We start from the raw sequence: 12,848 nt of genomic DNA on the forward strand, positions 1-12,848 counted from the left end.
ACAGGCTACTCAGTTATACTGCACAGACACTCTGAATGAGATAGCAAATTCAGGGGCTGATTAGGATTCGACGGAATTCAAGACGCCCGAGGTGCATGTCGAGGTGCGGTTGGCCTCGTAAAAAAGCCGCAATTTAAAGTAATCGCAAACGACGATAACTACGCTCTAGCGGCATAATAGCCCGCTAGCACTTCTCCGGTGTATGTCTGTGGACCCGGTTCTGAAGTGTCACCCTACACGGACTCGCTACGGAAACCCTGGCCGGGGTTGAAGGGCTAAAACTAAGCGGCCTCGCCTTTGCAGATCGTGTTCGTCCGAGCTGTATAAGGTTAACTAAAAGACGATACTAAGCATGTAGTACCAAAGGTCGAGGCTTTTCGGACGGGGGTTCAAATCCCCCCAGCTCCACCAATACAGTATTCGGTTACCACCGAAGACGACCTGAAACCCCTCAAATCTTCTAGGTTTGAGGGGTTTTTTGTATCTGTACTGTTCGACGTTGTTTTGCACTTTTCGGGTAACGATGTACCATAGAGTGGCCCACCAAATTGATAGGCCAAAAGCCATGGGCCATAAATTCAAAGTGACCACATTCAGCAGGTGCAAACAATGCCTAAAGTAGCAACTCGATTAAATGATACTCAAATAAAAAGAGCTAAAGCATCAGATAAAAATTATGAGTTATCAGATGGCGAAGGTTTAATTTTAAGAGTTCTTACATCAGGAACTAAATCTTGGATCTTTCGATATAGCCCTCCCTATACCAAAAAAAGAACAAATATTAGCTTTGGTACTTACCCACTAATTACTCTAAAAGAAGCTAGGCAATTAAGAGAAGAAGCCCGCACATTGCTCGCAAAAAACATTGACCCCAAAGAGCACAAAAAACAGGCTGAGGCATTTGAAATAAGCGAAGCTCAAAATACTTTTAGGCTGGTGGCTCAAAAGTGGTTCGAAATAAAAAAGACCACTGTGACAGAAGGGTATGCTGAGGATTTATGGAGTTCTTTAGAAAATCACTTATTTCCTAGGCTAGGAGATAGAGCAATAAGAGACTTAACAGCGCCTTTAGTTATTGAAGTGATGCAACCCTTAGCAGCACGAGGCGTGTATGAGCAAATTAGACGTCTTTGCCAACGTGTAAATGAGATCATGACGTATGCTGTTAATACGGGAATTATCCATGCTAATCCATTAGCTGGAATTAAGAGTGCCTTTCAGTCTCCTAAACGTAATCACATGAATACCATTGAGCCCGAAAGGTTACCTGAATTATTAGAACGACTAAATCGTGCGAGTATAAAATATACAACGCGTTGCCTCATCGAGTGGCAACTACATACATTATGCAGGCCATCAGAAGCAGCTTGTGCTAAATGGTCTGAAATAGATTTTGAAAATGAAATTTGGACTATTCCTGCAGAAAGAATGAAAGCAAGGAAGGAGCATAAAATTCCTTTAACTAAGCAGTCACTACATTTGCTTGAGCTTATGAAACCAATAAGTGCTCATTTAGAATATATCTTTCCTGCGGACCGAAATCCAAGAACTCATACTAATCCACAAACTGCAAATGCTGCCTTAAAAAGAATGGGCTTTCAAAACATTCTAGTAGCTCATGGCTTAAGAGCTTTAGGTAGTACAATTCTTAATGAAAAGGGTTTCGACCCTGATTTAATTGAAAGCGCACTGGCCCATACTGATAAAAATGAGGTTAGACGAGCATATAATCGGGCTCAATATTTGGCTCGCAGAAAGGAAATGATGGAGTGGTGGAGTGAGCATTTGATGGATTGTTTTTGAGTTGAAGCGTATTTTCGGTACTTGAACATGATTGGAAGATAACAAACATTCTCAGTTTACCCCGTGGCTTGCCCCTTAGTGAGTCTAAATGAAGCTCACTAAGGGGCAAGCTTTCCTCAATAGATTAGCTATGGAATTGATTGCACTTACAGGTACTTTTTTACTATATTCAATGTTTTTATACTCGTAGCAAATTCATTGCTTACTAGAAACGATAAAAGGTATTTTAGATATGATCAATGCTTGTCTGGCTTTACAAGCATACTAGACCACAGGATGTAAGAGTAAATACAATGAATTTAGTAAATTAACATGTTTGGTTTCAATCTAAAATTAAGGGTTTAAAGGGGAAACCCTAATTTTATCTTATTTTATTTGAAATAAACTCTTAATTTGCTAAGAATAGTTAAAAAGGGATTCAGAAATATTATTTACTGTGAATGCGGGAAATAATTATTTTTTTATTGCAAGGATGTTATATGCCATTTGATCTTTCCAACACACTCGTTGTAGGCATTTCTGCAACCGCACTATTCGATATGAGTGAATCCGATAAAATTTTTAGTGAGACTAAAAATTTGGATCCTGATAAAGCAATAGAGCTATTTCGGGAGTACATGAAAAAACATGAATCTGAACCTTTAGAACCAGGTACAGGTTTTCCCTTAGTAAGAGCTCTATTAGGGCTTAATGAATTCATGCAGAGCACGGATAAATCTCCCTTAGTTGAAGTTGTAGTTATGTCTAGAAATAGCCCTGATACCGGTTTAAGAGTTTTAAATAGCATTCGGCATGAAAAATTAAATATTACAAGGTCTGCTTTTACTGCTGGTGAATCAGCTGCTGATTACGTTGAAGCTTTTGATGTCGATTTATTTCTAACAACTGATATTGCAGATGCACAACAAGTTATTGACTCTAAGCACTCTGCTGCAGCCATTTTAAAAGCTCCACCCAAAGAAGAATCTAGTATTCCCGATGGGCAGGTAAGGTTGGCCTTCGATGGAGATGCAGTATTATTTTCTGATAAGAGTGAGTTAGTTTATAAAACCCAAGGAATGGAAGCTTTTCATGCACAAGAGGATGCGATGCAAGATACTCCTATGGAGGAAGGCCCTTATGCTACTTTGTTAAAAAAATTAGCAACTTTACAAGAGCGCCTACCAATGAGAGTCGAGTATTCGCCTGTTAGGATCGCTATTGTTACCGCAAGAAATAGTCCATCAGAGATGCGTGTCATAAAGACTCTAAGAGCATGGGGGGTGTATGTAGATGAAGCATTTTTCCTTGGAGGTTTGGAAAAGGGAAAAGTACTGAAAGCTTTTAGGCCACATATTTTTTTTGATGATCAAGATATACATCTCGAAGCTGCAGCAAACTTGGTGCCATCGGGGAAGGTTCCCTATTTAAGTAATTCACAACTAAAGAATACATAAGTTTAAGTATACCAATAGAAGGAAATAAGAAGGATGCTACCAATAATTATAGGTGGAGTTGCTGCTGTTACGGCTATAGGAGCAGGGTTATATGCAAGAGCTAACTACAAAAAGAGAAGCACTATTTCATTAGGCACTTTTGCTATATGGGGTAGACCCAATAGTGGAAAAACGACTTTTGTATATCAATTACAACAAAAAGAGTTACCAAAAGAAAAAAGAACAACTTCTGAAATGACGCGCTTCAAGGATATAAAACCGTTAATTTATGAAGATATGAGTTTCAAAATTGAGGAAATTACAGATTTCCCAGGAACTAATGATAGAAAAACATCATGGAAAAAGTTGGTACAAGAAAAACAGCATATCTTCTACCTTATAAATTTATCAAAGCTTGAGGATAAAGATTATATACAAAAAGTTAAAAATGATTTAAAACTTACTGTTGAAGCAATTAGTAATCCAGAAATAAGTAGCATTAAACCCGTTAACATAATTTGTACTCACCTTGATAAATCTAGTTTTAAAGATATAAACCCTTCTGAAGTTAATAACAAAATCCAAGATAGTAGTGATTTTAAAATAATTTTTGAAAAGCTTGAGAGCTTAGGGGAAGAACTGGTGAACTCAGAAGGTATTGTTGGTCATGTCTATTCTGCAAACCTTATAGACAAACAAAGCTTTAGGAACATGTTAAAGAGTATTTCTTATGATATTTGTGGGTAATAAAAGGTTATTCAAAACATATTTTTATACTCAAACATTAGATAGTGGTGGGGATACGCAATATTTTAAATTAGACCGGAGATCTTGCCGGATTTTTCACCTAAATTCTTCCTCAAACGAGGGGGAGCTTATAAGGCAAGTTCTAGATAGCTTTTCTAATACTGGCAGACAATGGAGAATAGCTAATCACACTATAAATTGCAAAGTCACGTTTTATGGAGATTGTCTAATTTGTCTAGAGCCGGACACTAGAGATGAAAGTGGTAGAATATCACCTATTATGATGTTACTTAATGTATATGATAACAAACTAAATTTGGACACTGAGCTGGTTGAGAATTTAGAGAAATTAACAAATAGAAAGTTTAATGAAAACTATAAGAGTAATATCAAGCGCTTGTTTGATTTTTTAAATGGAAATAAATTTTATTTGTTTCTTCATATATTATTTAATAGTAAAGGTTTTTAATGATAAATAATTATACAAAGAAAGTTTTAATAGTTGATGATAATTTCATGAATGAGCTTAAAGTAAGTTCGCAAACAGATTTTAACAAATTTAATGAAAGTCAGCTGGATACAGAGGTAGTTATTTTGCCTGTTGCTAATGAAAAGCTTGATAGTTTAATTAAAGTAACAAATCCATCAAATATAAAGCCAGGTGAGATACTTGTTAAAGGTGATTATAGTAATCAGTTTAATACAATAGATAGCTTTGCAGAAGATAGTACCCTAAAAAAGTACAGGATTTGGGTGAATTTGTGCGTAGCATTAGGAGCAAAGTCAATAACTATTAAAAATATTGAGAATTTGAAATCTGCAAAAAGTAATAATGATTCAATTAAACTAGATATTAAAGCTGAACAAGCGATGACAGCTAAGGCTAGCGTTAAATTCAAATCTGAAAATAACAATTATTTTGATGGTGTCGAAAGTAAGATTATGAATATGAATATCATAGCTTCAGGTTGCGAGCCTGACTTCGATGCTGCAAATAAAATTATGCAAAGATACAATCTATTTCATGATGACATGTTTACAAGTATTTTAGAACTACGAGAATTAACATTTAATCCTATCAGTAAGCATGAATTTGAGCTTGACTTCTCAAAGGATTTTAATCAAGTGTTTGACTCAACATTAAATGCGCAATTAGATTTGATGTGTAAGTTTGCTAAAGGTAAAACATCACTAGAGAAAGTCAGAAACTCTTATGAGGAAATTAAATCTGCTATAAAGGTTAATGTTATTGTTGAGTTTTAAAAAACTTAATTTTTATAAAGGGGATGAGAGTGTTAAAGTAAATTTTATTTAAACTTTAATTATTTTTATTATCTTCAAGACATAAAATATTGCGCTCAACCTATCTTAAATTTAGTTGTTTAACTCTAGGTTGAGCTATACATTTATTAAAATAATACGACTTGTTTTATTAGTCCAAAGATATTACTCCAGGTAAAGATGCACCAACTTCAGCTAACTTAATTTTTAAATTTTGTTTATCAATTTCATCTTCTATGTTGAGGGCTTTAAAGATAATCATTAAATCCTCAATTATTTTTGTGCCATCTAGTTTCACAAGGCACTTTCTTTTTTGGGTTTTTAAAATTGAGCTAGTATCAAAAATTTTAATTTCTGCATAATATTCCAAGTTATTAGTTTGATAGATGGTCAAACTATACTCAGATAAATTCAAAGAAGAGTCATACTCTGTCCGGTCCTTTACTTTGGCTTCTGAATACGAGAATGGAAAACAATTCAAGTGCTTTTTTAAACTATATTGTTTGAAAAATTTATAAGTATCTAATAGCTTTTTATTTTTTAATTGGCCAGATAAGTTCATGATGCTACTTCCCCTGATAACGTATTCCTCTTCGATTGGTATATTTTTTAACGAAAAAACCGTGTTTTCGAAATTAAATTCTTTTAACCCGCAAAGGCCATATGCCATATGGCCTAATCGTTGGAAAAACGTTATATAAATTTCATCCTTAGTCGCTACATGGATTTTATAAAGAGCTAATATTTCTTTTAGACTTGGGCCTTGATATGCAATATTTGACTCTTTTTGAGATAGTGGGAAGGTGAATGTTAATGATTGAGGTTCATATAAATCGAACCATTCTTTAAAGGCTTCATCAGCTAATAATTCATGCAATTGGCTCTTTAGATTCAATTCATCGTAAGGCTCCGCATCGTTATTTAGCAGAATCATTTGTATTGTTTTCAAAAAGGCTGGGCAGCACCAAACCTCATTAAGCTTCTGTGCAAATAGAATATCGTTTACAAGGTTATATGATTTTTTAAACTCAGAAGTAGTGTTGAGCTTTTCGGCCTTAATGTAAATACCAGCGGCAAGACTATTTGGTCTGCCATAATGACTTGTTAGCATATCTAGAGTTTCATTTTGAAGTTTTCGCTCTCCTTTCTTTGCTCTTGATAGCAGTGATGGGTCAATATCAAACTCTTCGCATATCTCCGCTTGAGATTCGCCTCTTCTTTCTGCAACCTTGATCGAATGAACAACAATTAACTGTGACTCAAGCTTCGTATAACTACCCATATAATTTCTCCGTTGGTTAAGGTTGGAAAGAGTATTTATCAAATTGTTTTGTTAGTCATTGTCAATTACTGTCAATTACTGTCAATTTTTGTCAATTTATTTTTTGGTGACTCTTTCCACGCACTCTTTCGATGGGATCAAATATTTCTATCATGCCAAGCTTATTTTTACGGATTGCACTCAGAAACATGCGTGACGACAAAGTTATGACAGTTTCTTTTTATGTCGCGCATATGCCATATGTTCCACGGATATTGATAATTATAACGTACTGTTTTTAATTGATTAATTTCTTTGTGGTGTAAACGTATACATCTTTATATTATTTAAAATAATTATGAAAAACGCCTCAATTGATAACGCCAAAGTTGATTTATGTCGCACTGTAACCGCTTGTTAAGTGAGCTTTTTTGGTTGAAATTATTGAATTTAGAAAATGTCTTTACATATTATTTTCTCTATTAGCAGCTAAACCCTTTAAATATACATTATCGGTAAGTCATGAGTCCGCTTCTAATCTAGCGAGAATCTAGCAAATTTGAAGATTGAAATTTTTGTTCGGCCTGCTTATTTTTAAAAGGCAATTATTTGTTTAACTTAAGTCTAAGGACCTAAATTGTTAGGATGTTTCTAAGGTATTCTACATTTCCTCTATACATAGCTTTACGGATAACATAATGTAGCAATATTAAAGTAGGAATTTATTAGCTGACTTAAAGTGCTTCAGCAAAAGCCATTGATCTTGGTTGAAGCTTCTTTAGATAGTGAATAAAACTCTCAATCTAACTTAAAAAGTATTGATTGTTCTTGTGAGTACAGTTGGGCTAGCGAATAACCTGCAATGTAACGACCACATGAAGAACTAGCTTCCATTTTTCAACCCTTTATAAATAAAAAATAAGAAATATGAGCTACGCAGGGATAGGGAAACGCGCGATTTACTCGCTAATTATATGCTAAGCGAAGGGAGATATGATGAAGTTAAGCAACGGAAACTTTGTTGACGCAAAGGGTAAAACGACATTTGTTAGTATCAAAGCATTTGCATCAGAAGTTTGCAACTCAGATGTATGTTTTATATGTACTAAAGTATTGAAGTCAGGCAACTACAACAAGGAACATGTAATACCAAATTGGATTCTTAAAAAATTTAACCTGCACAATGAAAACGTCAATTTGCCAAATGATACAAAACTGAAATATGGTCAGTATGTTGTTCCTTGCTGTATAGAATGCAATAGTTTATTGAGTGAAGAGCTAGAGGTTCCATTGAGTAAAGCTTTCTCTGGTGGCTTTGAAGGCGTTATGGAATATCTTAAACAAGATGGCAATTTAAAATTGTATCTATGGCTAGCTGTAATTTTTGTTAAAACACATATCAAAGACCAGTCATTACGGATGTATTTAAACAAGAGTTTTGAACATAAATCGATTGCAGAAGGTGTTGGGTACGAGTGGGAAATTTTTCATCATATATATTGTTTGAGTCGTGTGCCATACACAAAATCTAACTTGGACTCACATTGTATTGGTTCTTTGTTTATTATAGAAATAGATAACGTTGATAATGAGAAAGACTTTGATTATGTGGATGTATCCTTTGCAAATACGTCAGGAATAATCGTCAATAACGTAGGCGCTATCGCTGTCTTTGGTGATGCAGGTGCCGTTGAAAATAAACTGCGATATTCGATCTTACCAATGTTAGGTCAAACTGTCACAAGTATGCAATTTCGTGAACTGGTGGCAAACTTTGCTTGTTGCAATTTACACTTAAAGAATCCACCCAATCACTCTACAATTTCTGATAAGTCAGGAATCGAACCTCCAAAAATGATATGTAAATTCAATGGTTCAAAACCTGTCTTTGAGCCATTTGAGCAAGATCTCTTGGGTAAAATAATGGATATGTTACTAGGTGATCTACTAGATGGGAAAGTCGCCATTGACAATTTTAGGGAAAGGCTAAAAAAAGGAGAAGTCTCAATACTTTTTGACAGTTCAGGTCAGTTGATTTCGCCTAAAAAGTTGCTTAAAAGTGATAGGTAACGCGTGGTATTTTTAATTTGCAATAGCTTATGTGATTAAGGCTTTGTACGGTAACTTTTGTATTGCGTTACTCACATTTTAGCAAGGTATTAAGTTTACATATCAGCTATCGAGGAGTATATGAATAAAACATTTATATATTTGCCAAAGAAAATTCTTGAAGAAGCAAATGATGCTTCTATCCGAGAGGGTAGAAATCAAAATTTAGAACCTAAATGGATAAAGGCGCTAGATGATAACTTTAATGCCATAGCGATGTTTGAACACTATCAAACTAGAGATGAAATAAGACTGGTGCTAATGCTTTCACCCGGAGGGCCTCCAGTCTTTTTAGATGTAAGTAGAATACGTTTCCAAAGCCTCCCTCGTGCTACTGTCGATGAGGACGGAAACTACGCATATGAGTCGGAGGAAGAACTTCAAAAACGACGTCCTTATCCAAATGGAAGAGAATGGCAGGAATCTGTAGTAAAGAAACCAGTCAGAAAACAGTCCTCATTTAGAAAACAAGTTCTTGAAGCATACGGTAATAAATGTGCATTGTGTTCAATCGAGGAGGCATCTTTATTGCGTGCTGCGCACATTATGGATGTAGTAAATGGGGGCCCTGACTGTGTGAGTAACGGTATTTGTTTGTGTGTAAATCATGAAATTGCATTTGATAGAGGTTTAATTGTAATAGAGCCTGATTATTCAGTTATTCATAGTAGTAGTATAAGTGAAACAGCTTTGTTTTTTCGCGCACCTTCGGACCTAGAGAACCAGCCAAACGCTGAATATTTGAAATTAAAGTTGAGTAAGCTTAAGTAAACTCCAATTTTTTCTGGGCTACTTCCCGCGACTGGGAAGTCATAAACTAAGCAAACAATTTAAGAGTGATTCAAACGCTTGGCATTATTGCTTTGGGTCTGTTTTTGTATTTATAGCGTTCAGTTTGAGAACAGTGGTCATATGGCTCACACCTCAATGAGGTGTTGATAACCCATGTAAATGCTGGTGTATTGATTTATATCTCTTTTAAATATGGTTCTGGTAGCAGAGAAGTGAAAGGAAAAATTTACAGATATAAATGAATCCAATCTTGTGTGTTTTAGCTACAAAATCGTGGTTCAAAAGATATTTTGTGGATGGCAAAAATTAATAGACCTGGACGAAATGGCAAGTGCTATATGCGTTTGCTCAAAACCCATCAAATTATATCGTGAAATATAAGGATTTAATTAAGTGACTAATTTTCTGAACCAATTTTTATTAGTTATTCAAAATAGCAGCGTCGATAATACCTATAAAATGGCTTGGGCCAGAGCAATTGTTGAGTTGTCAATTAATAGAACCGAACCTCGGATCTATTTAGAAGAAATAGCTAAGGTGATGCTTCGGAATTACTGGAATCAAACAATTTTCTTTGATTTAGTACAAGGGAGTAACCCTTCAAAACCTCCCGAGTTTATTAAAAAAGTAAAATACTTAATTAACTCTTTTTATGTGATTCAAGGAACGCAAATTCCCAAACGATTTGAGCTAGTAGAGCATTTATTAGACATCAACTATAAAAAATTGGTGAGCATTTTGAAAAGGGATGTTAGTTGGCGTTTTTTAAATTTAGGCAATGAAAAGGCTGAACTCTATTTTTATGAACAAGGAGCTGACTTTATCTTATTAGAAAATATACAGGTCCTTGCTCAAAACTCTTCACTCTTGTTTGATTCTATTAACTTTCGTTGGACTCAGATCTTAGAGCAGTTTAATACATCTCCTCGAGTTGCTAAAAAAGTGAAATCAATGGATTTAGGAGAGTCAATTCGGCGAAAATCTTTGCGGCCTTTTTGGCCTTACCTTGATGTTACAAATAGTAAAAGAATATGCTTTATTTGTCGCAACCCTATTCATGAAGACCAATTAAGTATCGATCATGTGATCCCTTGGTCATTTATGTATAGCGATGATCTATGGAATTTAGTTTATGCTCACAAAGGCTGTAACTCTCAAAAACTAAATGTTATCCCCTCCCAACTTGATATTGAACGATTGAATTCAAGAAACGAGAAGCTATTAAAACAGTTGAAACAAACGGAACTAGCTAACAAAAAACACACTCATGAACTTGAATTAGCAATTAATCAAAATTACGTTGAAAAGTTTTGGATAAGTGCCAAGTAATTAAGCAATTAGCAAGCTATTAATTTATTACAAGACTTAAGGAAGTACCGTGTTTGAAATTGGCAAAGAATATAAAAGAAAAGAAGAAATTCATGGTGTATATGGTGGCCAGGCTCAAGGTGGAATATCTACACCGAAAAATCACCCAGTGGTTTTTATTTTCACCTCTGACTCGGGCGAACAGCATGGCTATCGAGATGAGTACCATGAAGATGGTTTATTTTGGTATACAGGCGAAGGTCAAATCGGTGACATGAAAATGGTGTCTGGTAATAAAGCCATTTTTGAGCATACAATAAGTGGTAAAGCCATTCACGTATTTGAATATATTCGAAAAGCATATGTGCGTTACATTGGTTCAGCAGAATGTTTGGGCTACCATGAGGAAGATCGTCCTGACCGAGATGGGAACAATAGAACAGCTTTCGTCTTTCATCTAGATATAGATTCATCTGGCAAAGAAAATACCGTCGCAGAACCGAAAGCTACCTTTTCTCCAGAGAGTCCGAAGCAGCTTAAAAACAAAAGCATTAAAGATTTACGTAAAGCTGCATTAAACCAAAGCTCTAGAACAAGTACACCCAAAGTAAAACAAGAAATTGCTTATTACCGCTCACTAGCACTAAAGCTTTACGTTATCGCTAGATCAAAGGGAATATGCGAAGGGTGTGGAGCTAGCGCTCCCTTTCAGACTAAAAGCGGGCCATATCTTGAGTGCCATCATGTTCATCGGCTCGCAGATGGTGGGCCGGACCACCCTGAGAACGTAGTAGCTCTTTGCCCTAACTGTCATAGGCGTGCACATTTTTCCAATGACGCACAAGCCTATAATGAAACACTTAAAAAAGTAGCCCACGAGGCTGAGCAAAATTCCTTGTAATAAGTTAATTAACTTCGCGCATTTCAGGTGGCGGGGCAGCAAAGCTGCGCCGGTTGTTAAGGTGATAGGTCATAAAAACTTCTATAGGAATACGCCTAATACTGCCAACTTCCTAAAACTTTTTGTTTAATGGAGGGTTTTGAATATAACTCGTTTTTGCCCTAAAGTTTGTTGGCACCTGGTCGATGGAGCAGTTAAGAGCAGACTTTATTGCCTAGAAATTTTCATCCAATTCACTCAAACTATGCAATTCTTTGAAATGCCTAAAAGCTGGACAGGCATACAGTCATATTGAAATCATGACGATTTTTATCCCAACTTCGTGCGCGTTTTCACGTTTCAACCTTGGAAAATACCATTAAAATCATTCAATTATAAACCCTATGGGTTAGATAATAGGTTTGGGAAACGCGCATGCGTGTTTTTCTTGATGGTATATTTAGCAAAATACTGATAAGTTCATTGTATACAAATAGTTAACTTTGCCCGTTTTCACTGGTCCAATGAGGTAAACGCGCATGCGCACTAATAAGCTGTTACGTGCTCAAAGTTCATCAGGAGATATGAATGACCGACTCAATACTTAAGGTTTATGAAGGGAATTACTTGGCCGGTTTTGGCATGCCTACAGTGATCATTACTGCTGATCAAGTTATTAAAGCAACACTGTATAGTGAATACTTTGTGTTCATCGAGGGGGAAAATAACCTCTTTTGGGGTGGTCAAATATCGGTTGATACAAATGGCGCTCCCGAGCCTGTTATAAGCAGTGAGATAAGCACCGCTATTGACGAAGCTCTACTCCAAGCTAAAACAACTATTTCACTAAGACAAGCTGATCTCTATCGTGAAATGAAAATTGATTTATGGCAACGAGACAAAGTCGATCTTAATGAAAGAGATAAGGTTGTAATAGCTAGGCTGTGGAGGTCTGGAAAGTTTAATCAACAGTTAAAGTCAGTCAAAGAGAAATCTAAATGTGAGCCATTGCAGGCTTACATTTCACTCTTAGAGGGGACAAAATTTTACTCATACAGTGAGTTTGAGTAAGCCACGTAACAAGGCTAGCCAGAGGGATGCCAAAACCGCCGCTTCGCTCTGGTTTTTTCACCCCTGCTGGCGGCGTTATGTGTTAAAGCGAAACCTATGCGTACTCCAGATGGTAAAGTGAGTATTGATTTTTTTTTGCGCTTTATCTTTAAAGTGAAACATTTAATTCTTGAACACAAAA

The 12,848-nt window shown here is 35.8% G+C and carries 10 protein-coding genes and 1 other RNA gene; 10 read left to right on the forward strand and 1 reads right to left on the reverse strand.

The features are described 5' to 3' along the window. The first annotated feature begins 52 nt into the window (after positions 1–52). The 5 genes from ssrA to CWC02_RS06085 all read left to right on the forward strand — a co-directional run bounded on the left by ssrA (position 53) and on the right by CWC02_RS06085 (position 5,228). Positions 53–411, forward strand: a transfer-messenger RNA (tmRNA) gene (gene ssrA / locus CWC02_RS06065). A gap of 198 nt (positions 412–609) precedes the next feature. Beyond that, positions 610–1,803, forward strand: a complete 1,194-nt coding sequence (locus CWC02_RS06070) for an integrase domain-containing protein (RefSeq protein WP_138617019.1) — start codon at positions 610–612, stop codon at positions 1,801–1,803. A gap of 479 nt (positions 1,804–2,282) precedes the next feature. Further along, entirely contained in the window at positions 2,283–3,239 is a 957-nt protein-coding gene (locus CWC02_RS06075) for a 5'-nucleotidase (RefSeq protein WP_138617021.1), read from the forward strand. Between the two features lie 33 nt (positions 3,240–3,272). Then, positions 3,273–3,965 (forward strand): ADP-ribosylation factor-like protein, encoded by a 693-nt coding sequence (locus tag CWC02_RS06080; RefSeq protein WP_138617023.1) that lies wholly within the window; start codon positions 3,273–3,275, stop codon positions 3,963–3,965. A gap of 468 nt (positions 3,966–4,433) precedes the next feature. After that, a complete protein-coding gene (locus CWC02_RS06085; protein ID WP_138617026.1) occupies positions 4,434–5,228 on the forward strand; it encodes a hypothetical protein in 795 nt (264 codons plus the stop codon). A 169-nt stretch (positions 5,229–5,397) separates the two neighbouring features. Here the strand turns inward: CWC02_RS06085 and CWC02_RS06090 are convergent, their stop codons facing one another. Beyond that, the gene (locus tag CWC02_RS06090) at positions 5,398–6,528 is read right to left on the reverse strand and encodes a hypothetical protein (protein WP_138617028.1); all 1,131 of its coding nucleotides are present in this window, start codon (positions 6,526–6,528) and stop codon (positions 5,398–5,400) included. A gap of 972 nt (positions 6,529–7,500) precedes the next feature. Here CWC02_RS06090 and CWC02_RS06095 point away from each other — a divergent pair. The 5 genes from CWC02_RS06095 to CWC02_RS06115 all read left to right on the forward strand — a co-directional run bounded on the left by CWC02_RS06095 (position 7,501) and on the right by CWC02_RS06115 (position 12,667). After that, entirely contained in the window at positions 7,501–8,577 is a 1,077-nt protein-coding gene (locus tag CWC02_RS06095) for a hypothetical protein (RefSeq protein WP_138617030.1), read from the forward strand. Between the two features lie 120 nt (positions 8,578–8,697). Continuing rightward, positions 8,698–9,387, forward strand: a complete 690-nt coding sequence (locus CWC02_RS06100; protein ID WP_138617032.1) for an HNH endonuclease — start codon at positions 8,698–8,700, stop codon at positions 9,385–9,387. A gap of 414 nt (positions 9,388–9,801) precedes the next feature. Further along, entirely contained in the window at positions 9,802–10,737 is a 936-nt protein-coding gene (locus CWC02_RS06105) for an HNH endonuclease (protein ID WP_212751472.1), read from the forward strand. A gap of 49 nt (positions 10,738–10,786) precedes the next feature. Continuing rightward, positions 10,787–11,617, forward strand: coding sequence for an HNH endonuclease (locus CWC02_RS06110; RefSeq protein ID WP_138617034.1), 831 nt, complete (start codon positions 10,787–10,789; stop codon positions 11,615–11,617). 567 nt (positions 11,618–12,184) lie between these two features. Continuing rightward, a complete protein-coding gene (locus tag CWC02_RS06115) occupies positions 12,185–12,667 on the forward strand; it encodes a hypothetical protein (protein ID WP_138617036.1) in 483 nt (160 codons plus the stop codon). Positions 12,668–12,848 lie beyond the last annotated feature (181 nt).

Source organism: Pseudoalteromonas sp. S2721 (genome assembly GCF_005887425.1).
Taxonomy (GTDB): domain Bacteria; phylum Pseudomonadota; class Gammaproteobacteria; order Enterobacterales; family Alteromonadaceae; genus Pseudoalteromonas; species Pseudoalteromonas simplex.

Bases quoted from the DNA above. Each gene is read 5' to 3' on its own strand.
- CWC02_RS06100 (WP_138617032.1), top strand. From the start codon at position 8,698: ATGAATAAAACATTTATATATTTGCCAAAGAAAATTCTTGAAGAAGCA.
- CWC02_RS06090 (WP_138617028.1), bottom strand. From the start codon at position 6,528: ATGGGTAGTTATACGAAGCTTGAGTCACAGTTAATTGTTGTTCATTCG.
- CWC02_RS06095 (WP_138617030.1), top strand. From the start codon at position 7,501: ATGATGAAGTTAAGCAACGGAAACTTTGTTGACGCAAAGGGTAAAACG.
- CWC02_RS06085 (WP_138617026.1), top strand. From the start codon at position 4,434: ATGATAAATAATTATACAAAGAAAGTTTTAATAGTTGATGATAATTTC.
- CWC02_RS06070 (WP_138617019.1), top strand. From the start codon at position 610: ATGCCTAAAGTAGCAACTCGATTAAATGATACTCAAATAAAAAGAGCT.
- CWC02_RS06080 (WP_138617023.1), top strand. From the start codon at position 3,273: ATGCTACCAATAATTATAGGTGGAGTTGCTGCTGTTACGGCTATAGGA.
- CWC02_RS06115 (WP_138617036.1), top strand. From the start codon at position 12,185: ATGACCGACTCAATACTTAAGGTTTATGAAGGGAATTACTTGGCCGGT.
- CWC02_RS06075 (WP_138617021.1), top strand. From the start codon at position 2,283: ATGCCATTTGATCTTTCCAACACACTCGTTGTAGGCATTTCTGCAACC.